The following is an 18,803-nucleotide window of genomic DNA, read 5'->3' on the forward strand; positions in this document are numbered from 1 at the left end:
CGGGAAAGACAAACAATGACAAGGAAGTTTATTCCCGCGAGGAGGCTGTCTTGTGAAAACCCCGTCCTTCTCCCTGCTGCAGATCAGCCTGATTTTCATTCAATCGATCGGACTTGTCAATCACGTGCTCGTCATTCCCTTGCTGCTGGACGCCTCCGGCCGGGATGCCTGGATTGCGGCCCTCGCGACGTTCCTGATCCTTATCCCGTTCTTCCTGCTGGTCGCCCGCTCCGCCAAGCTGTTGAACCGGCGGTCGGCCTTGGCCTATCTCGGCGAGCGTTTCGGTCCGGTCGTCTCCCGGACGATCGCGATTCTGTTCGCGATCTTCCTGACCTTGTCCTCCGTCGTTACGCTCAAAGACATGACCACGTGGACGACGTCCTCCTACCTGCCGCTTACGCCCCCCTACGTCGTCGCCGCGTCCTTTCTGCTGATCTGCACGTTCACGGCCTCGAGGGGACTGCGCACCGTCGCCCTGTCCGCCGGCATCCTGCTTCCGTTTATCGTGGCTTTCGGCGAATTCGTCATGGCGGCTAATTGGCCGCACAAGGACTACGGCCTGCTGTTCCCGGTCTTCGAGCGCGGGACGGGCGCCTTCGCGCAAGGCATTCCCTATGCCGGCGCCGGTCTTGTGGAAATTCTGCTGCTCGTGTTCGTCCAGCATCGCGTCTCCACCCCGATCAAATACCGGCATTTGCTGCTGCTTGCGGCGCTGCTGGCGGGCCTGACCCTGGGCCCGCTCATGGGCAGCATCTCGGAGTTTGGTCCGGTCGAAGGCGCGATGCAGCGTTACCCGTCCTTCGAGGAATGGCGGCTCGTCAAAATCGGCTCCTTCATCGAGCATGTCGACTTCCTGTCCATCTTTCAATGGGTAAGCGGAGCGTTCGTGCGGCTAAGCTTTATTTTGTGGCTGATCGACCACTTTTTCAATCACCATAAATACGCGCTTCCTATCGCTTTCCTGGCGATTCTGGGCTTGACCCTCTATCCGATCGGAGATATCGCCTTCATCGCGCTGCTGAGCAAGTATTACTTTCCGACGGATTTCTACGCCTTGATCGCGATGGGAGCGGTTCTTCTCGTGCTGTTCGCCCTCCCTCCCAAAAAAAGCCAAGGAGCGCTTCCATGACTACCGATGCCCTCGAAACGATCGCCCGCAGATATCGCGGCAACGCGGACGTTTTCTTCGACGTCGTGCCTTTGGACACCCGCGAGCGCGCAACCTTGATCTTCTGTCCGGCGTTATGCGACATCCAATTGATCAATCGGCTGCTGCTGCCGGAAATTCGGAAGCTTTATCGCCAGACCAGGCTCGGGAAGCCGGAAGATATGGATCGCGCCTCGATCCTCCTGGAGAGGCTGAGCGATCTGGCCCCCTCGAAGACGGACGCCCATCTGTTCGGCGGCGAGGTGCTGATCGGATTCCCTCGGCTTGGCGCGTTCTATTCGTTCCATGCGGCCCGATTTCCCGAACGAAATACCGAGGAATCGAATATCGAGGTGTCCATTCGCGGTCCCAAGAACGGGCTGGTGGAATCGATTGAGACGAACTTCGGCCTGCTCAGACGTTATATGCCCGTTCATACCGTCTCGTTCGAGACGTACGAGATCGGCACGAAAACGGCGACGAAGGTGGGACTTGTGTTCGATTCGGAGAAAATCGGCCCCGGCCTGCTCGCGGACATTCGCGAACGGCTCAACAAGATCGGCGACCGGATCGAGGAGCTGATCAGCGCCTCGCAGCTGGAGGAAGTGATCTCCGACACTCCCTTCAGCCTGTTCCCGCTTACGGTCTATACCGGAAGGCCGGATTTCGTCACGTCCTGCGTGCTCAGAGGACGGTTCGCGATTGTCATTGACGGCGTTCCCGGAGCGATGATCGCCCCGATCTCGCTCTCCATGCTGCTCAAAACCCCGGAGGATGCGCATTTCAACTTTCTCTCCGCCTCCTTCGGACAGCTGCTGCGCCTGTTCAGCCTGCTCGTCGCCATTTTCCTGCCCGGCTTTTACATCGCGCTCACGGGTTACCATCAGGATCAAATTCCGTTTCCGCTGCTCGCCACCATCGTGACGACGAGAATCGGCATTCCGCTGAGCACCCCGATGGAGATGGTGCTCGTGCTGACGCTTCTGGAAATGTTCAAGGAGGCGGGCTATCGACTGCCGGCGATGATCGGCCAGACGCTGACGGTCGTCGGCGGCCTTATTATCGGAGACGCGGCTATCCGGGCCGGGCTGATCTCCCCTTCGATGGTCGTCGTCGCCGCCATCTCGACCGTGGCCGGTTCCACGCTCATCAGCCAGACGCTTAGCGGCACCGTCAGCATTTTGCGCTACTCCTCGGTCTTTATCAGCGCGACCCTGGGCGCGTACGGGTTTATGCTGTCCGTCCTGTTCCTGCTTGTCTACATGACGAGCCTGACGTCGTTCGGAGTTTCCTTCCTCGCCCCGCTGGCTCCGATCTCGGCGAAGGATATCGGCCGAGCGCTGCTCATGTACCCGCGCAAGCTGGGCGCTTTCGTTCCCGGATACTTAAAAAAGCGATCGTAAAGGAATGAGCCGCTGTGTCGAAACTATTGAAGCTGGCCGCTCTGCTGCCGGTCGTTCTTCTGACGGCCGCGATCTCCGGCTGCTGGGATTACAAGAACGTCGACAGGATGAACTATTTGACTTCAATGAGCATCGATCACGAGAACGGACAATTCGTCGTTTATCTCCAGTCCTCCCAATTTTCCGGAATCGCCAAGCGGGAAGGAGCGCCGATCGAATCCAAGCAGAAGGACGTCGTCGCCATCGGCAGAGGCGAATCGCTCACCGATGCGATCTTCAAGGTATACCGGTCCGAGCAAATCCCGATTTACTGGGGACATCTGAAGGCGATGATCTTTACAAAGCGGGCGCTGCGCAGCATCGGCATCGTCGATCTGACCGACCTGATCAACCGTTATCGGGAAGTTCGCTACAACCTGTGGGTGTTCGGCACGGAGGAGCGGATCGAGAAGCTGCTGAACGCGCTGCCTTTTTACAACCGTTCCATGTACGAATCGCTGCTGATGAAGCCGGACGAATCGTACCGACAGTTTTCCTCGATCCAGCCGGTCTACCTGTATCGTTTTCTGTCCGACACCTACGAAAAAGGAAAAACCGCCGTGCTGCCCAACCTTGCGCTCGAACATTCGGAATGGCTGGAGGGCGGCAAGGAAGTGCCTCTGCTGACGCTCAAAGGCGCCTATTTCTTCAAGGGAACCGATTACTTGGGCGAACTGAGCATGGATCAGCTAAAAGGCAAGCGGTACCTGGACAAAAAAATGTTCCGGGTACCGCTTGCGATTGAATCCGAAAACAAGCCCTCCGTCATTTTCGTCGTCCGTACGAAGGATTTCAAGGTTCGTTACGCGATCCGGGACGGCCGGCTTCGCTTCTCCGTCGACATTAAGGTCAAATCCTTTATCGACGAAATGCTGGAAAATATCGACGAATCGGAAATGAAGCAAATGCTGGAGCGGCAGATCGAGCAGGACGTGAGAAAAACCTATGACACGGGCAAGCGCATCCGCTCGGACGTGCTGAACCTGAGCTACCCGATTTTCAAATACCATTATTCGGACTGGAAAACCTATCTGCGCGAAGAAGAGTTTCTGAACTCCGAGCTCGACTCGGTCCGCGTTCAAGCGAACATCCTGCACTCCGGCAAATATAAAGCGCGGATCGCCGGTTTATAGCGGCAGCAGCTCGACCTCGCCTCGCGTTTCCAGCTCGCGGATCATGTCCTCCCACTCCGCCGGTTTGTTCGGCAGCGCCGAATAATATTGGCGGAGGAAGCGGACGATCAGTGCCGCCGGCAGCGTGCGTCGCGTCTCGTCCTGCGGGAAAAAACCGAGATCGAGCTCGGCGACCGCCTTGCCCTCGTGATCCCACGACGGATGGACGTAGGCCAGATCGAGCTTCCGATAGCCGATATGGGACAGCACCTCGCGCCTGACGGCCGGATGCATCGGCAGCACGTTGCCGAACTTCAGCGAAGACACCGAATGCGGACGATAGATTTCCGCGAACATCCCAAGCGACTCCGTACCGCTCTCCTTCTGCAGCCGCTCGACGTCTCTCGAACGCTCCACGTAGAGGAACCGGCCGATGCCGAGTCCCGCCGTGCCGATAATCGTAAAATCGGTCATCGCCACGCGCAGCTCCGGATAGTAGCGATACTCCGTAGCCCCCACGACGGCGCCTTCGTGAACCGCGACGTACACGTGAATGTCGGGATCTTCGATCGGCTCCTTCCAGAGCTCGAACGCCAGCACTTCCTCGGGCGGAAAGATGGCGCTCATCAGGCGGTGCATGTCCGCAAACTTCGGATCTTCAATTGAACGAACGCGTATATACTCCATATTATCTCTCCATTATAAAAGGATTTCGCCACTCCATTAACGCCGCGTAATTCAACGATTGCTCGTCCTCCAGGTAATCGGCGGCGATTCCGGCCGGCAGCCGGCCGCAGCGCAGCATAAACGTAAGGACCGGGTCGCGCAACTCGCCTTCGCATACCTTGCGCACGTATTCTTCGGGTCCCAGCTTGTCCGCATGCGTCTTGTACCCGGGCATGCGCCCCCCTCCGAGCAATCGTCTGCAGCCCAGATGAACGACTGTCTCGTACATCGATTGCATCAGCCATTTTCCCAGCCCCAGCTTGCGGCAGCGCGGATCGACGCACAGATCGACGACGTAGATCGTATCGCCGTCCGGCTCGTGATTGCGTATGTAACCGTTGTCTGTCATCTCGGCCCAATCGTGCGGCCGATCGCGCGGAACCGTCACCCGCAGCGCCGTCATCGACCCTACGATCTCCCCTCCCGCTTCGGCGCACAGCGCGCCTTCCGGAAACCGGGACGCATGCTCCGTCAGCTGCTCCTCGTTCCACCACAGCTCGGACGGAAAAGGCGGCGGAAAGCACCGCTCCTGCAGGGCGATCAAATTCGCGAAGTCCCCCCTCCCGTAATTGCGAATCGTGAGCGGCAGCATTCGGCGGTCGTCGGGTAATATCAACTGTTTGAGCATGTCTTCACCTCCACCTGCCGATCAAGGTCCGGTTCCTCCCGAACCCTCTTCTTATAGTATAGGAAGCCGGCGACAAGGAGCAAGCCATTTTCAGGTTATCGCCAACGCTTCGAGAAGAAGCGCCGACGCCAAACAAGCCATGAGAAAATTCTCATGGTTTTCTAAGAATGCGATTCAAACCGTTCAGATGCCCGTTTATTCCCTCTCCTTGGAAAAGCTTAGGGAAACCCGGCTCTGCTATACTCAATCTCGGGAGTTATGAAATTCGGACACATTGGAGGAATCAGCATGAATTTGAAGCAAAAGCTCGTCCGCCAAGCGATCGGCGTCAGCCTGTGCGCGGCGATCGGGTTTGCCGGACTCGCCTTCGGACAAGCCCCGCAAGCGTCGGCCGCGACGAAAGCGGACAAAATTATATCTCTTGGACAAAAATATCTCGGCGTGAAGTATCGTTTCGGAGCGCCTTCCGGCTCGACCTCCGCCTTCGACTGCTCGAGCTTTACGCAATACATTTACGGCAAGTACGGCATCAAGCTGCCGCGCGTCTCCAGCGACCAAGCCAAGAAAGGCGTCAAGGTGGCCAAAAGCAATCTGAAGCGCGGGGATCTCGTATTCTTCACGACCTCCCGCACGGGCAAGAAAATCGGCCACGTCGGCGTATACGTAGGCAACAACAAAATGCTCCACACGTACGGCAAGCCGGGAGTCACCTATTCCTCCCTGAACACGAGCCACTGGAAGCAAGCCTACGTCACCGCCCGCCGCGTGCTTTAACGGTTCTATCTCCATAGACGCGCTGCCGGGGCGCAAGGTTGCGCTTAATCTCCGGTCGAGAGCCGGAAATGGTTGGAAGACGGTTGCGGAGCTATTTCAATAAAAAGAGACGTACAAGATGGTAGATGGTAGATGGTAAAGAAGAAGCATCTATCTCCTGGAGACTGCCTTATACGTTCCTGAAATGACCCATTTACGGGTTTGCCAGTTCAAAATTTCAGGATCGTATAGCAGCGGAAGGAGATAGATGCGACTTGCAACATTCCATCGATTATCGTTCGGTACGTCTCTTTTGCTTTGCAGATCCGCTCCTTCTCCCGGTCAAATTTTGCGCGGAAGCTGGATCGATATTGTCGTGCCGTTCCCCGGCTTGCTGTAAACCTCTACGCTGCCCTCGTGGACGTCGATGATTTTTTTGGCGATCGACAGACCGAGGCCGCTTCCCCCCGTCGAACGATGGCGCGCCTCGTCCACCCGGTAGAAACGCTGGAACATGTTCGGAATCTCGCTCTCGGGAACGCCGATGCCGTAATCGGTCACCTCCAGCTTGATGCCGTTCTTCTGATTGCGAACCCGCACGTCGATCGGCTCCTTGCTGTATTTCAACGCATTGTCGATCAGAATGAGCAGCAGCTGCCTGATCTTCTCCTTATCTCCCCGCATATAGACGAAATGCTGATCCGAATGCACCCGGATATTGCGCTCGAACGTCTTGCCCAGCACCTCGGACAGCTCCCGGACGACACTCACGACGTCGAAGCGCGACACGTTCAGCCAGTTGTCCTGCTCCGCCTCGGCCAGCGTCAGCATCGAACGGATCAAATTTTGCAGCCGCTCGGTTTCCCTCGCGATCGCCTCGATCGCTTCGTCCCGAATCGCGGCGTTATCCCTGCCCCAACGCTTCATCATATCCGCATAGCTGGAAATGACCGTAAGCGGCGTCTTCAATTCGTGCGAGGCGTCGGCGACGAAGTGCTTCTGGCTCTCGATCGTCCGATCGAGCCGGTCGATCATCTGGTTAAAGGCCCGCACCATCTGCTGCAGCTCGACCGATTCCTCCCGGCCGTTCAGCTTGACGCGATAGAGCTTGCCGCTCCGGTCGATCTCCCGCATCGTCTGCACCATCTGGCCGATCGGCCCCGTCAGACGCGACGTAAACCAATACGTGCCGAAAATGGCGAACACGACCGCCCCGATGCTCGTTACGGTCAGGGCGCCGACCAGAATCTGCAAGTAGCTGTCCAGCACCGTCAGCCGGCGGGCCGCCTCTATCGTGCCGACCATTCGGCCTTGATCGAAGATCGGCTTGGACAGAAACAGCACGCGCTGGCCGTTGATCTGCATCGTATCCGAGTAGTTGTACACTTGGGACTGCGAAGGGATCGAGAGCAGCTCCTCGTCCGTTCCGACCTTGTTGACAACCTGTTCGCCGACGATGATTCTCATCATCTCGTTGTAATTGTACATATCGCTGAGCAGCTTGGGCTCGTCGAGCCCCTGCATGCCCCGCTTGCGCAGCGACTCGATGACCAGATCGGCTTTGCTCGTAAGCAGCTGCTGCTCGCCCCGCGTCGTCACCCGGATAACGAAGAAATAAACGAAAATATTGTACAGAATCAAAATAAAAATCAACCAGAAAACCGTGAACAGGGTAAATCTGGATCTAAGGGTCATGCATCGGGCTCCTTCAGCATATATCCGACTCCGCGCACCGTGTGCAGCAGCTTATGCCGGTAACCCTTGTCCATCTTCTGGCGCAAGTACCGAATGTAAACGTCGACGACGTTCGTGTCGCCGATATATTCGTAGCCCCAGACGTCGGACAATATTTCATCGCGCGTCTTCTCCTCGTTCTTGTTGCGCGCCAAATACAGCAGCAGCTCGAATTCGCGGGGCGTCAGGTCGATGGAATGGTCCTTGCGATACACTTTGCGCGTCAGCAGCTCGATCGTCAGATCGCCGATCTTGAGCACGTCCTCGCTCTCGCCTTCCCGCGACGCCTTGAAAATCCGCAGCAGGTTGCGGACCCTGGCCAGCAATTCCTCCATCGCAAACGGCTTCGTAATATAGTCGTTCGCGCCGTGCTCGAAGCCGCTCACCTTGTCGGGAACCGTATCTCTCGCCGTCAGCAAAATGACCGGGACGGCGGCGTCGTTCTGGCGCAGCCGGCGCAGCACTTCGATTCCGTTCAGCTCGGGCAGCATGACGTCCAGCAGCACAAGGTCCCATTCCCCGGACACGGCCATCTCCAGACCTTTGCGTCCGTCGGCCGCCCTGCCGACGCCGTAGCCTTCGTGCTCCAGCTCAAGCTCCAAAATTCTCGCGATCGAATCCTCGTCTTCGATAATCAATATATTTTCATTTTTCATCATCTTCACCTCGCGTTTTCACCTCTCTATTGTACCATGCCTGTCAAAGCGATGAGAAATCGGCCGCGGGCCGCGATTGGCCCGGCGAACGCCGTTCCGCGGCGATCGGCAGGCGCCGGAACGCCCGCTCCATCGCGCGGGCCGTCCGTTCGTCTCCCGGAAATCCCCGGCCCCGCCATAACGCGTTCAGCATGACGTCCGACGGCAGCTCCGGCAGACAGGCCTCCGGAGATTCCGGGAACAGGCTCAGCCAGCCGCCGCGGTCGCGAAAAGGCTGATCCCGGTTCGCGATCCATACGCAGCGAATCGACCGCCGCTCGGCTTGCGCGTGCAGCTCGGCGCAGGCCGCCTGCCTGCGGGCGGACCACTTGGCCGGATAACAATCGGCCGTCAGCACGAGAACGTCCGCGGCGCGCAGCACGAAGTCCGCCACCTCGGGATGATCCCAGCGGCTGGAGACGTCCAGCAGCGCGAGCGGCGCGCCGAGCCGCCTGATCCACTTGGCCAGCTCTTTGCCCGGCGTGCGGTTCACGGCCGTCTCCTCGCCCGGATGCAGCGGATAATAGGCCGCCGCCCCTTCCCGCCAGGCGGGAGCGGCCGCCTGTCTCCCGTCGGCCCTGGCGAACACGGCGTTCCTGGGCATCCTTCGCTCGCCGTTCAGCAGAGCGTAGAGCTCCGCTTCGCCGCCCGGACATTCGACCAGCGCATGTGCCTTGCCCTGCCGGTTAAGCGCCGCCGACAGCGCCAGCGCGGCGAACGTTGCGCCCGCTCCCGGATAAGCGGACAGCATCGCGACGACGCGCGTATCGGAGCGGTGCCGCTCCGCCTCGCGAGACGGCGGCGGCAGGCCATCCGTCCCGACGAGGTCCAGCTTGATCCGGTGCAGCTCCTCCAGCAGCTCGTCCGCGGAGCGCGGCCGATCCGCCGGCTCCGCGGCCAGCATGCGGCCGAGCAGATGGGCGAAGTCGACCGGAACGTCCTCCTGCAGCGCCTGCGCGATCGTACCGCGATGACGCATGGCGAAGCGGCCGCCGGATAACAGAAAGTAGGCCAGCGCCCCCAGCCCGTACAGATCGGTGCGCTCGTCGGACTGCTCGCCGCGCAGCTGCTCGGGCGCCGCGAAGCCCGGCGTGCCGAGCTGCAGCGTGTCGCTCGTCTTATGCTCGCGGTAACGCCGGGCGATGCCGAAATCGACGAGCACCGCTTTGTCGCCGTGCCCGAGCAGGACGTTCGCCGGCTTCAAGTCGCGGAAGACGACGGCGGGCGTCTGCGCGTGCAGGTAGGTCAGCACGTTCGTCAGATCGATCAGCACGTCGAGCACGAACGGAAAGCCGAGCCGCAGCCCGTACCGTTCGAAGCGGTCGGCCAGCGTATCTCCGGCGATGTAATCCATGACGATGCAGGCGACGCCGTCCGCATCCGGCGGATAATAATCGACGATAGCCGGCAGATGGGGATGGTCCAGCTCGCTCAGCAGCTGCGCTTCGGGCAGGAACGAGCGGCGCTCCTCGGGAAGCGGACGGGTCAGCTTAAGCGCCCGCGGCTTCCCGCCGAGCCGCGTATCCTCGGCCAAGTAAACCCGGCCCATGCCTCCTTTGCCGATCGCCATCGCGATCCGGTAACGTTCGCCGAACAGCTGTCCCGGCGTCAAGATAAGCTCGTCCCTATGTGGATTGTCCATCGCTTGTCCTCTCCTCGCATGTCCGCGCATAACGTTAAACGCAAAAAACCGCATCTGGTTACGGAGCTCGAACGCAATGTTCGAAACTCCGTCCGGATGCGGGATGCTTTCCCGTTGCGGACCTTATTTTCTTTTCACCCATATTGTAACTTCTTCGCGGTTGTGAAACAACTGCTTAATCCGCCGCACGTCGAACAGACGGCCGTATTCCTCCGTCAAATCGTCGATCGTCTGCAGCGGCTTGCGGTACATCAGCTTCAGCGTGATGATGCCCGAGCCTCCGGCCGCAATCGCGGGAGCCAGCTCCGAGACGATCCGGCACGTATGGTGCGGGTCCCAGCTCATATCGCAGACGAACAGGTCGAACGTTCCCGGAGAGAACGACACGTCGGCGGCGTTGCGGCGCAGATGCCGCAAGTTCGGATGCGTGACGAGCGAGCCGTCCATCTCGGCCGGATCGACCGCGGTAACCTTAAGACCGCGGTCCAGCAGCACGGACGTCCACCCGCCGGGCGCGGCCCCGAGATCGAGCGCGTTCGTGAACCGGTCGAACGGCAGGTTAAACGCCTTCTCCGCTTCCAGCAGCTTAAAGGCCGCGCGTGAAATCAGACTGTCGTCCCGGCGGAACCGGACCGCTCCGCCCGGCCAATCGGACAGGTTGTCGCGCGGCCTGGAGCAGCCCATGAACAGCTTTTTCTTCGCGGCATAGATCGAGACGATCCAGTCGGCTTCGCGAGGCACGACCTCCCCGCCGAGCTCGGCCACGACCGGCGCGATCGCATCCCGTCCTTCCGCCGACGTGAACGGGAACGGGCTGTTCTGCTCCTTGCGAACCTGGATCGCCGCTTTGGCGCCCTTCAGCCGCTCCCCGAGCGCGGAGGCGAACGCCCTCATGCGCTCGGCCGTCGCCTCCGGATCGCCGGTCGTCTCGCACTCGGCTTCGACCGGGAAGAGATGGCGCAGAAATACCGGCTCCTCGCGGCGCAGCTCCTTCAGCGTCCGCTCCGTCTCCCGCTCGGCGATCGCGAACAGGAACGTCTCGCCCGGAGCGAGGCCGGACACCTTGCAGCCGGGGAAGCGGCGTCTTAATTCCTCCATCGCATAGGGAGCGAAGCCCGGATTGGCGGTACAGACGAACTCGGTCATTGTCCGCTCTCCTTCCGGACTTCGATCCAGGGCCGGTCGTGCGTCCAGCGAACGTCGATCGGCAGATCGTAGGCTTCTCTCAGCTTGTCCGGCGTCAGCACGTCCTTCTTCGGACCGGAGGAGACGAATCGGCCTTCGGCCATCAGCGCCACGTGCGTAATGACGGGAATAATCTCTTCGATATGATGCGTAACGTAGAGCAGGGACACGTCGCTCTCGGCCAGCTCCGTCAGCGACTGCAAAAACTTCTCCCGTTCGTACAGGTCCAGCCCCGCGCACGGCTCGTCCAGAATCAGCAGGCGCGGAGAAGCCATCATCGTGCGCGCGAGCAGCGCCTTCTTGCGCTCGCCCTGCGACAATGTGCCGAACGGATGCTCGGCGTAATCGCCCAGCCCGACCCGCTTTAATTCCTCATAGGCTCTCGTCTTCACTTCCTCCGGCACTTCCTCGTAGAAGCGGAGAAAAGCGAAAGCCCCGCTGGCGACGATCTCCCACAGCGGGTCGCCCAGCTCCATTTTCTCGATCAGAGCCGGACTGATATAGCCGATCCGGCGGCGCACCTCCCGCACGTCCACGGTCCCGTAACGGTTGCCGAGCACGTCGACGGTGCCCGAGGTCGGGAATTGGTAAGCGGTCACCATCTCCAGTATCGTCGATTTGCCGCAGCCGTTGCGGCCGAGAATCGCCCAGTGCTCCCCGGGATTAACCTTCAGGTCGACGCCGCGGAGAATGTCCCGTCCCTCGCGCCGGAATGTCAAGCCTTGCAGATGAATCATAAGTTCTCTCTCGCTTTCCTTAGCCGCTCCACCAGCTCCACAACGGAGGGAAAACGGTAATGTTTGCTCCATGAGCCGTTTTTACGCTTAACGATCAGACAGGGCACGCTCTCGATCTTGAACAGCTGCGCCATCTCGGGCATCAGGTTCAGATTCGCCCGGGCGACGGGCGTCTCGGGCACGAGCTCCGTCGCCACCTCGAGCATGCGTCCCGCCGCCTGGCAGGTGCCGCACAGCGGCGTGTGAACGAACAGCGCCAACGGAGCCGGCGAGAACGTCCACTCCCGCTTCCAGCTTGCCGGCTCCCAATCACGCATCCCGCCGTTCCTCCGCCGCTTCCCGCAGCACGGACGGCGGCATCGGCCCGTCGTTAATCTCGACGTCCGCCGGACCCGCCGCCCGCAAATCCCGAACCATGTTCGCCCGGCCCAGCATGCTGGACGAATGAACGTAAATGCGCTTCGGATATTTATCCGAAGCGATCAAACCGTGCACGACCGCCAGCCCGTTCGGCTGGCCGAAGCCGAGCTCGTAGTCGAGCGACAAGATGTCGACCTCGCATTCCGCCAGCAGCAGCAGGCACTCCTGAGCCGAGCGCGCCGCGACAAAGCCGCGCGGACAAGGCCGAACATCGTCCAAATAAACGTTGATCATCCTTCTGCCTCCCCAGACCATCGTCTGACCAGCTTCACCTGCTCCCGATGCGTGCCGTCTGCGCCTGCAGGCGTTTCCATAATGAGCGGAACGGATTCCAGCTCGGGGGTGCCGAGCAGCTCCGCGAATTGCTCCCGGCCGATCCAGCCTTCGCCGATCGCCGCGTGCCGATCCTTCCGGGAGCCGGACGGATAGCGCGAATCGTTCAGATGAATCGCCCGCACGTGCTCCCACAGCCCGAGCCCTCTGGCCCGCTCCGCGAAAGCGTCCCAACGCCCGGGCTTCCATTCGCCGCTGGCGAACAGGTGGCACGTGTCGAGGCAGAAGCCGATCCGCTCGGGATGCTCGACGAGCGAGCGAATCTGCGCCAGCTCCTCCGGCGTCGTGCCCATCGGACCGTGATCGCCGGCCTGATTCTCCAGCAAAATCTGCGCGCTGCCCTGCCAGAGCGCCGTTACGCTATTGATCCATTGTATAACATTCCGGTAGCCTTGCAACCGGTCCTCTCCCTTGTAAACGCCGAAATGCACAACCACGCCGATCGAGCCGCAAGCTTCCGCGATCTGCAGATCGTTCAGCGTGCAGAGCGCCATCCGGCGGGCCGCCTCGTCCTCGGACGCGGGATTGACGGGATACGGGCCGTGCGCGATCGAGACGATGCCGCGCTCCCGGCACCAGGCGGCGCACCTTGCAGCGTCGCCGCGCTCGAACGCCTTGGGCTGCAGCGTTCTCGGGTTTTTCGGAAAATACTGAAAGCAGTCTCCTCCGATCGCCGCCGCGTGCTGGGCGGCCGCCCGATAACCTCCGCGCGTGCTGACGTGGCTCCCGACCCTGCTCATTCAAGCTTCCCGTTGGCAGTTCGGGCAATAAAACATTTTGCGCCCGCCAAGCGTCTCCTGCCGAATCGGAGTTCCGCATACGTCGCACGGTTCGTCCGGCCGGTCGTATACGAGGCAGCGCTCGTTATAGCCTCCCGTCAGCCGGTCGTCCGGCGTCAGCGGATGCTCCATGTAACCGCCCGCTTCCTTCGCCTCGCTGAGCACCTTGTGCATGGCGCGATACAGCCGTTCCGCCTGCTCTTCGCTTAATTTGTTCGCGGCGGACGCCGGATGAAGCTTCGCTTCGAAGCAGATTTCGTCGCTGTAGCAGTTCCCGATGCCGGCGATGAAATGCTGGTCCGTAAGCGCCGACTTCAGCCTGCTTCGCTTGGAGGCCAGCAGCTTGCGGAACGCCTCCGGCGTCAGACGCGGATCGAACGGCTCCGGCCCGAGCTCCTTCATGCGCTCGAGGGCCGTTTTGGCCGAAATCCGGTGCAAATAACCGAGGCGCAGCCCGCCGAAATAGAGCGAATGGCCGTCGTCGAACGTCAGGATGACCTGAAAATGGCTGTCCGGCTTGGGCCCCTCCTCCCCGTACGCCATCCAACCGCCCAGCATCAGATGCAGCAGCAGACGGTTGCCGTCGTCGAGGTGAAAAAGCAGATGCTTGCCTCTGCGCTCGACGAATAAAATCGTGCGTTCGGCAAGCGCCGCGGCGAATTCGTCCGCCGGCTCGTTGACCGTAGCGGCGCGATTGACGGTCGCCTTCGCGATTTTGCGGCCGCCGAGCAGCGGCGAAAGCCGCGTGCGGTAGTGCTCCATTTCCGGGTATTCCGGCATGATGTTAACATCCTTTCTTTCCGCTTAGGGTTGTCGCTGCGGGGCGCGGCCTGCGCCTATCTCTTTATCCCCATATGGTCGTACAGATACTGCTCTAGCGCCTCCGGTCCCGCGCATACGACGTCCGGAAGCACGCCGGCCTTGGCGCAGTGCGTCTCCCAATTGTCCGCGTCGCACAGTCCGGTCAGCACGAGAATCGCCGGACAGCCCGCGCTGCGGGCGGCGGCCAGATCGGTGTAAGGATTGTCTCCGACCACCCAGGTTCCTTCCGGCGAAGTGCCGGAAATTCGCAACGAATAATCCATCAATATGCGCGAAGGCTTGCCGATGACGATCGGTTCTGCGCCGGTCGCCGCCTGCAGGGGCGCCCCGATGCTGCCCGCGCCGGGCAGAAAGCCGCCCTCCGTGGGCAGTAGAAGGTCGGGATTCGTCTGCACGAACGCCGCTCCGCTTAACAGATGCCGGACAGCCGCGGTGAGATGACCGTATGTAAGCTGACGGTCGAGTCCCTGCACGACGAGATCCGCCGGCTCGCCCTCTCCGGCCAGGCGGAGACCGGCGCCCAGCAGCGCCTCTTTCAGCCCTCTCTCGCCGATCGCGTACGCGGCCGCGCCCGGAAAGTTTGTTCCGGCGTAATCGGCGGCCGCCATCGCCGAGGTGACGATTTTGTCCTCCGGCGCTTCGATGCCCATTTCCCTTAAATGCTCCGCCAGTTCTCCGGGCGTGCGCGTCGAGTTGTTCGTCACGAACAAGCTTAGCATGCCCCGACTTTGCAATCCGGAGATGAGCCGGCCGGCTCCGGGCACCGGTTCGTGTCCGCGATACAGCGTGCCGTCGAGATCGAACAGCAGCGCCTCGGGACCGTTCTCTATCGGTTTAAGTATTCGTATCACGGCTTTGCCGACTTCCTTTCGCGCGACACCTTGTCTCTCAGTCTCGCTATTCTATGCTGCAATGCCGCTCTCTCCGCATCGCGCTTGGCCTTGTCGCGCGCCAGAACGCCGCGTCTGACGGCCAGCTCCAGCGCTTTCTCGGCATAGGTTAGCGCCGTTAACAGCTGCTTGTCCCGATGCTCGTAATGCATGGCCAGCTCGATATGCGCTTCCACTCGGGGCGCGGAGACGTTGTTCGCAGCCTCGGCGAACCTCCGCCACAGCGGCAGCGCGCGTTCGTAACGGCCGATCTTCTTGTACCTGGCCGCCAGCGGCAGACTCCAGCCCGCCTCTCCGGCTTCCTCCCGCTCCGCCAGCCGTTCGAACAGCCGCTCGGCGACCTCCGACAGGCCGTGCTGCTCCAGCCAGCCCGCGGTGCGGAACAGCTCCTCGCTGCCGAGCGTCGCTTCTTCGTCGCCGTCCCCGTCCAGCAGCCGGCCAAAATGAACGGCGAGCGACGCCAGCGTCAAAATATCCTTCTCGTTGTGCGCGTATACGCCATGAAGGTGCTCCGGATTGCCGTCGCTCAAATATTGAAAATACAGCGCGGGCGCAAGCGAGCCCGGCACGTCCTCTTCCCTGCGGATGCCCAGCCGCCCTTCCTCCACCGCGCTCAGCCGGCATGACGGAAGCGTGTTGCGCCACAGCGCGCGGGAAGGATGCAGAAAGTCGAGATGACCGGGGCCGGGACCGCTTGAACGCCAGCCGTTCAGGATGAAACGGTTGGCCAGCACCGGCCAGTCGAACGTGCGTCCGTTGTAGGAGACGACATGCGTCTTGTCCTGCAGCCGGCCGAGCAAATAGGTCAGCATCGCCCGCTCCTCGCCCGGATGGCGAATCAGCGTCTGCTCGACGATAAAGGCGCCGCCTTCGTAGTAACCGAAGCCGACCATAAACGGCACGTTGCCGGCCCCGACGCCCAAGCCGGTCGTCTCGGTGTCGAGAAACAGCAGCCGGCCCGGCTCGATCGGCCCGCTGCCGCCGTTCTGGCGCGCGGCGATCGGCTGCAGGCTGCCCGCCCGGGCCAGCAGCTCGCCGAGCTCGTGGCGGCCGTGCCGATAAGGCAGCGGATAAGCGATCCGGCGCAGCAGGAAAGGACCGGCCTCGTTCTCCTCCAGCCCGACATCGATGGCGGCGAAGCCCGCGGGCAGCGCGGGCCGCTCCGTCTCGGCCGGAGCCGGCGGCTCGCTCCGCGGAGGGGCCGCCTCCGGCGCGCCGCGCAGACGGTTCAGCCTGTCCCGCAGCCCGCTCATGCTTTCATCCCCTGGAGCAGCGACATCGCCAGCTCCTTGCCGAGCAGCCCGACCTCCTCGATCGGTCCGACGCAGGCCGGGCAGCCGCTCAGACAGCCGCAGCCGCGAATAAGCCGCTCCGCCTCCTCCAGCAGCTCGCCGTGCTTCTCGTACAGGCGCTGGCTGAGCCCGATGCCGCCGGGGTAGCGGTCGTAGAAATAAATCGTCGGCCGCTTCGTGTGCGTCGCCTTGACCTGCGGCACGACGCGAATGTCCAGCGGATCGCACATCAGATGGAGCGGCGCGAGGTGGATCAGCACGTTGGCCAATCCGAGCAGCGCCATCTGCATGTCGTTGGCGCTGCGCTTGGCCGACTCCTCCTCCGAGAACGAAAACCAATAGCCGCTCGTATGCAAAATTTCCTCCGGCAGATGAATCGGCCCCGAGCCGACGTTCTCGTGCGTGCGCAGCCGGATCTTCTTGAAGATCGTCGGCTTGGCCATCACCGTCACTTCGCCGAACTGCCGCTGCAGCGGACCGGTCGTCGCCTCGAGATCGACGTGCAGCACCTTCAGCTCCACCGCCATGCTCGCATCCGTAAAGTAGTCTACGTTCACCTCGCGCACGTAAGCCTTTTTCTCCGGATAGTCCAGCTTCTCGACCTGATACTGCACCCCTTCGTGCAAATAAATCGCTTCCTCGTGGATGAGCGTCGGCGCGCTGAAGCGGTCGACCTCGCCGATAACGCGGTGCCCCTCCGTCTGGTCGATGATCACGAAGTTCTCCTGGGCCGCCGACCGAAGCGAGATGTTGTGCGCCGGAAAAGCCTGCTCCATCCAGTACCAGCGCGTGCCGACCTTGTGCAGCACCTTCTCCTCGGTCAGAAACTCCAGCAGGTCCGTCAGCTTCTCGCCGCCGAACGTGTCCCCTTCCTCAAACGGAAGCTCGTAGGCGGCGCATTTCAGATGATCCAGCAAAATGAGCAAATTATCGGGATGAATACGGGCCTCCTCCGGCGGACGCCCGAGAAAATAGTCGGGATTCTGAATCAGGTATTGGTCGAGCGGATTGCTGCTGGCGACGAGGAACGTTACCGAGCTCGTCTGCCGTCTGCCCGCCCGTCCGGACTGCTGCCAGGTGCTGGCGATCGTGCCGGGATACCCGTTCAGCACGCACGCCTGCAGCTGCCCGATGTCGATGCCCAGCTCCAGCGCGTTCGTGCTGACGACGCCGCGAATCTCGCCGCTGCGCAGCCCGCGCTCGATCTCCCGGCGCAGCTTGGGCAGATAGCCGCCGCGATAACCGCGGATCGTCTTCGTGCCCAGTTCGCGCTTCACCGTCTCCTGAAGATAGGTGAGCAAGATTTCGACGCGCACGCGGCTGCGCGCGAACACGATCGTCTGGATGCCGCTCTTCAGCAGCAGCGCGGCCAGCTTCTGCGATTCCAGCACGCTGCTTCTGCGGATGCCGAGCTGCTTGTTGACGACGGGCGGGTTGTAGAACACCATATGCTTCTCGCCGGTAGGCGCGCCGTTGTCGTCCACGAGCGATACGGGCTCGCCGATCAGCCGCTCCGCGTGCTCGCGCGGATTGCGGATCGTCGCCGAAGCGCACAGAAACTGCGGATCGCTGCCGTAAAACCGGCAGATCCGCTTCAGCCGCCGAATCACGTTGGCCACATGGCTGCCGAACACGCCGCGATACGCATGCAACTCGTCGATGACGATGTATTTGATATTTTCGAATAGCTTAACCCATTTCGTATGATGCGGCAAGATCGCCGAATGCAGCATGTCCGGATTCGTCACGACGATGTGGCCGGCGTTGCGGATCGCCTGCCGCACCGTCGGCGGCGTGTCGCCGTCGTACGTATGCGTCTTGATGTCCGCCTCCATCAGGTTGGCGAGCTCTTGGAGCTCGGCCACCTGGTCCTGGGCGAGCGCCTTCGTCGGGAACAAATACAGCGCCCGGGCGCTGTCGTCCTCCAGCAGCCGCTGCACGACGGGCAGATTGTAGCAGAGCGTCTTGCCCGAAGCGGTCGGCGTAACGGTCACGACGTGGCGGCCGGCCGCCACCTCCCGGAACGACGCGGCCTGATGCGTATAGAGCTGGGTTATGCCTTTGCGGCCCAGCGCTTCGGCCAGCTTCGGATGAACGGCGGCGGGCAGCTCGGCCGTGCGGGCGGGTTTCGCCGCCTCGGTGTGCCAGAACGTAACGTTCTCCATCAGCTCCGGCTTGCTTCTGAGCAGCTCCAGCCATTCGTCCACGGACTCCGCTTTTTGCGTATACGGATTCATGGCATTTCTCCTATGTAGATTAAATGAAGACGAGTGATGAGGAAGCGATCGCTCAACGCAGTCCAAGCTGCGCGAGTACGTTGTATCCTTCTATTGTACAGAATACATGTTCGTACGGCAATGCCCCGATCCGGTCATCGTTCGACAAATCGATCCGCGATCCGCCGGACGAGGTTACCCGATTCGCAACGATCGGGCTTGTTGCGACATTTCGTGTCGGCTCCTGCGC

General features: G+C 61.3%; 18 protein-coding genes. 4 read left to right on the top strand and 14 right to left on the bottom strand.

Annotated elements, in window-relative coordinates; genetic code table 11:
• The first annotated feature begins 52 nt into the window (after positions 1-52).
• The 3 genes from ACFFT4_RS08945 to ACFFT4_RS08955 are packed head-to-tail and all read left to right on the top strand — an operon-like array spanning position 53 to position 3,722.
• Positions 53-1,129: a GerAB/ArcD/ProY family transporter gene (locus ACFFT4_RS08945; protein WP_378046885.1), complete on the top strand. Its 1,077-nt coding sequence runs from the start codon at positions 53-55 to the stop codon at positions 1,127-1,129.
• Positions 1,126-2,550 (top strand): spore germination protein, encoded by a 1,425-nt coding sequence (locus tag ACFFT4_RS08950; RefSeq protein WP_378046886.1) that lies wholly within the window; start codon positions 1,126-1,128, stop codon positions 2,548-2,550. Before ACFFT4_RS08945 ends, ACFFT4_RS08950 begins: the two co-directional genes overlap by 4 nt.
• Positions 2,551-2,564: 14 nt before the next feature.
• Positions 2,565-3,722, top strand: coding sequence for a Ger(x)C family spore germination protein (locus tag ACFFT4_RS08955; protein ID WP_378046887.1), 1,158 nt, complete (start codon positions 2,565-2,567; stop codon positions 3,720-3,722).
• Here ACFFT4_RS08955 and ACFFT4_RS08960 read toward each other — a convergent pair.
• A complete protein-coding gene (locus tag ACFFT4_RS08960; protein ID WP_378046889.1) occupies positions 3,717-4,388 on the bottom strand; it encodes a GNAT family N-acetyltransferase in 672 nt (223 codons plus the stop codon). The two genes, ACFFT4_RS08955 and ACFFT4_RS08960, sit on opposite strands and share 6 nt — an antisense overlap.
• Position 4,389: 1 nt before the next feature.
• On the bottom strand, positions 4,390-5,055 hold the full coding sequence (locus ACFFT4_RS08965; protein ID WP_378046890.1) for a GNAT family N-acetyltransferase: 666 nt from the start codon (positions 5,053-5,055) through the stop codon (positions 4,390-4,392).
• A 288-nt stretch (positions 5,056-5,343) separates the two neighbouring features.
• Between ACFFT4_RS08965 and ACFFT4_RS08970 the strand changes: the two genes are divergently transcribed.
• Entirely contained in the window at positions 5,344-5,829 is a 486-nt protein-coding gene (locus ACFFT4_RS08970) for a C40 family peptidase (protein ID WP_378046892.1), read from the top strand.
• A gap of 321 nt (positions 5,830-6,150) precedes the next feature.
• Here ACFFT4_RS08970 and ACFFT4_RS08975 read toward each other — a convergent pair whose 3' ends face one another.
• The 12 genes from ACFFT4_RS08975 to ACFFT4_RS09030 all read right to left on the bottom strand — a co-directional run bounded on the left by ACFFT4_RS08975 (position 6,151) and on the right by ACFFT4_RS09030 (position 18,574).
• A complete protein-coding gene (locus ACFFT4_RS08975) occupies positions 6,151-7,503 on the bottom strand; it encodes a sensor histidine kinase (RefSeq protein WP_378046894.1) in 1,353 nt (450 codons plus the stop codon).
• Complete coding sequence (locus tag ACFFT4_RS08980; RefSeq protein ID WP_378047182.1) at positions 7,500-8,201, bottom strand: response regulator transcription factor; 702 nt, start codon at positions 8,199-8,201, stop codon at positions 7,500-7,502. Before ACFFT4_RS08980 ends, ACFFT4_RS08975 begins: the two co-directional genes overlap by 4 nt.
• A 40-nt stretch (positions 8,202-8,241) precedes the next feature.
• On the bottom strand, positions 8,242-9,879 hold the full coding sequence (locus tag ACFFT4_RS08985) for a serine/threonine-protein kinase (RefSeq protein WP_378046896.1): 1,638 nt from the start codon (positions 9,877-9,879) through the stop codon (positions 8,242-8,244).
• Positions 9,880-10,002: 123 nt separating this feature from the next.
• Positions 10,003-11,025: a 23S rRNA (cytidine(2498)-2'-O)-methyltransferase RlmM gene (locus ACFFT4_RS08990; protein ID WP_378046898.1), complete on the bottom strand. Its 1,023-nt coding sequence runs from the start codon at positions 11,023-11,025 to the stop codon at positions 10,003-10,005.
• Positions 11,022-11,801, bottom strand: a complete 780-nt coding sequence (locus ACFFT4_RS08995) for an ABC transporter ATP-binding protein (protein WP_378046900.1) — start codon at positions 11,799-11,801, stop codon at positions 11,022-11,024. Before ACFFT4_RS08995 ends, ACFFT4_RS08990 begins: the two co-directional genes overlap by 4 nt.
• Positions 11,798-12,118: a thioredoxin family protein gene (locus ACFFT4_RS09000; RefSeq protein WP_378046901.1), complete on the bottom strand. Its 321-nt coding sequence runs from the start codon at positions 12,116-12,118 to the stop codon at positions 11,798-11,800. The genes ACFFT4_RS08995 and ACFFT4_RS09000 overlap by 4 nt, the downstream gene beginning before the upstream one ends.
• Positions 12,111-12,455 carry a cyclic-phosphate processing receiver domain-containing protein gene (locus ACFFT4_RS09005; RefSeq protein ID WP_378046902.1) on the bottom strand — a complete coding sequence of 115 codons (345 nt, stop codon included), beginning with the start codon at positions 12,453-12,455 and terminating at the stop codon, positions 12,111-12,113. The genes ACFFT4_RS09000 and ACFFT4_RS09005 overlap by 8 nt, the downstream gene beginning before the upstream one ends.
• A complete protein-coding gene (locus tag ACFFT4_RS09010) occupies positions 12,452-13,294 on the bottom strand; it encodes a deoxyribonuclease IV (RefSeq protein WP_378046903.1) in 843 nt (280 codons plus the stop codon). The genes ACFFT4_RS09005 and ACFFT4_RS09010 overlap by 4 nt, the downstream gene beginning before the upstream one ends.
• Complete coding sequence (gene mutM, locus ACFFT4_RS09015; RefSeq protein ID WP_378046904.1) at positions 13,295-14,113, bottom strand: bifunctional DNA-formamidopyrimidine glycosylase/DNA-(apurinic or apyrimidinic site) lyase; 819 nt, start codon at positions 14,111-14,113, stop codon at positions 13,295-13,297. It lies immediately after the preceding gene.
• Between the two features lie 56 nt (positions 14,114-14,169).
• Positions 14,170-15,006 carry an HAD-IIA family hydrolase gene (locus ACFFT4_RS09020; protein WP_378046905.1) on the bottom strand — a complete coding sequence of 279 codons (837 nt, stop codon included), beginning with the start codon at positions 15,004-15,006 and terminating at the stop codon, positions 14,170-14,172.
• Entirely contained in the window at positions 15,003-16,298 is a 1,296-nt protein-coding gene (locus ACFFT4_RS09025) for a ribonuclease H-like domain-containing protein (protein WP_378046906.1), read from the bottom strand. Before ACFFT4_RS09025 ends, ACFFT4_RS09020 begins: the two co-directional genes overlap by 4 nt.
• Positions 16,295-18,574 carry a DEAD/DEAH box helicase gene (locus ACFFT4_RS09030; RefSeq protein ID WP_378046908.1) on the bottom strand — a complete coding sequence of 760 codons (2,280 nt, stop codon included), beginning with the start codon at positions 18,572-18,574 and terminating at the stop codon, positions 16,295-16,297. Before ACFFT4_RS09030 ends, ACFFT4_RS09025 begins: the two co-directional genes overlap by 4 nt.
• Between the last annotated feature and the right edge of the window lie 229 nt (positions 18,575-18,803).

This window comes from Cohnella cellulosilytica (assembly GCF_042431195.1).
Classification (GTDB): domain Bacteria; phylum Bacillota; class Bacilli; order Paenibacillales; family Paenibacillaceae; genus Cohnella; species Cohnella cellulosilytica.

Bases quoted from the DNA above. Each gene is read 5' to 3' on its own strand.
- ACFFT4_RS08960 (WP_378046889.1), bottom strand. From the start codon at position 4,388: ATGGAGTATATACGCGTTCGTTCAATTGAAGATCCGAAGTTTGCGGAC.
- ACFFT4_RS09000 (WP_378046901.1), bottom strand. From the start codon at position 12,118: ATGCGTGATTGGGAGCCGGCAAGCTGGAAGCGGGAGTGGACGTTCTCG.
- ACFFT4_RS08975 (WP_378046894.1), bottom strand. From the start codon at position 7,503: ATGACCCTTAGATCCAGATTTACCCTGTTCACGGTTTTCTGGTTGATT.
- ACFFT4_RS08980 (WP_378047182.1), bottom strand. From the start codon at position 8,201: ATGATGAAAAATGAAAATATATTGATTATCGAAGACGAGGATTCGATC.
- mutM (WP_378046904.1), bottom strand. From the start codon at position 14,113: ATGCCGGAATACCCGGAAATGGAGCACTACCGCACGCGGCTTTCGCCG.
- ACFFT4_RS09010 (WP_378046903.1), bottom strand. From the start codon at position 13,294: ATGAGCAGGGTCGGGAGCCACGTCAGCACGCGCGGAGGTTATCGGGCG.
- ACFFT4_RS08985 (WP_378046896.1), bottom strand. From the start codon at position 9,879: ATGGACAATCCACATAGGGACGAGCTTATCTTGACGCCGGGACAGCTG.
- ACFFT4_RS08965 (WP_378046890.1), bottom strand. From the start codon at position 5,055: ATGCTCAAACAGTTGATATTACCCGACGACCGCCGAATGCTGCCGCTC.
- ACFFT4_RS09005 (WP_378046902.1), bottom strand. From the start codon at position 12,455: ATGATCAACGTTTATTTGGACGATGTTCGGCCTTGTCCGCGCGGCTTT.
- ACFFT4_RS08990 (WP_378046898.1), bottom strand. From the start codon at position 11,025: ATGACCGAGTTCGTCTGTACCGCCAATCCGGGCTTCGCTCCCTATGCG.
- ACFFT4_RS08950 (WP_378046886.1), top strand. From the start codon at position 1,126: ATGACTACCGATGCCCTCGAAACGATCGCCCGCAGATATCGCGGCAAC.
- ACFFT4_RS09025 (WP_378046906.1), bottom strand. From the start codon at position 16,298: ATGAGCGGGCTGCGGGACAGGCTGAACCGTCTGCGCGGCGCGCCGGAG.
- ACFFT4_RS09030 (WP_378046908.1), bottom strand. From the start codon at position 18,574: ATGAATCCGTATACGCAAAAAGCGGAGTCCGTGGACGAATGGCTGGAG.
- ACFFT4_RS08970 (WP_378046892.1), top strand. From the start codon at position 5,344: ATGAATTTGAAGCAAAAGCTCGTCCGCCAAGCGATCGGCGTCAGCCTG.
- ACFFT4_RS08995 (WP_378046900.1), bottom strand. From the start codon at position 11,801: ATGATTCATCTGCAAGGCTTGACATTCCGGCGCGAGGGACGGGACATT.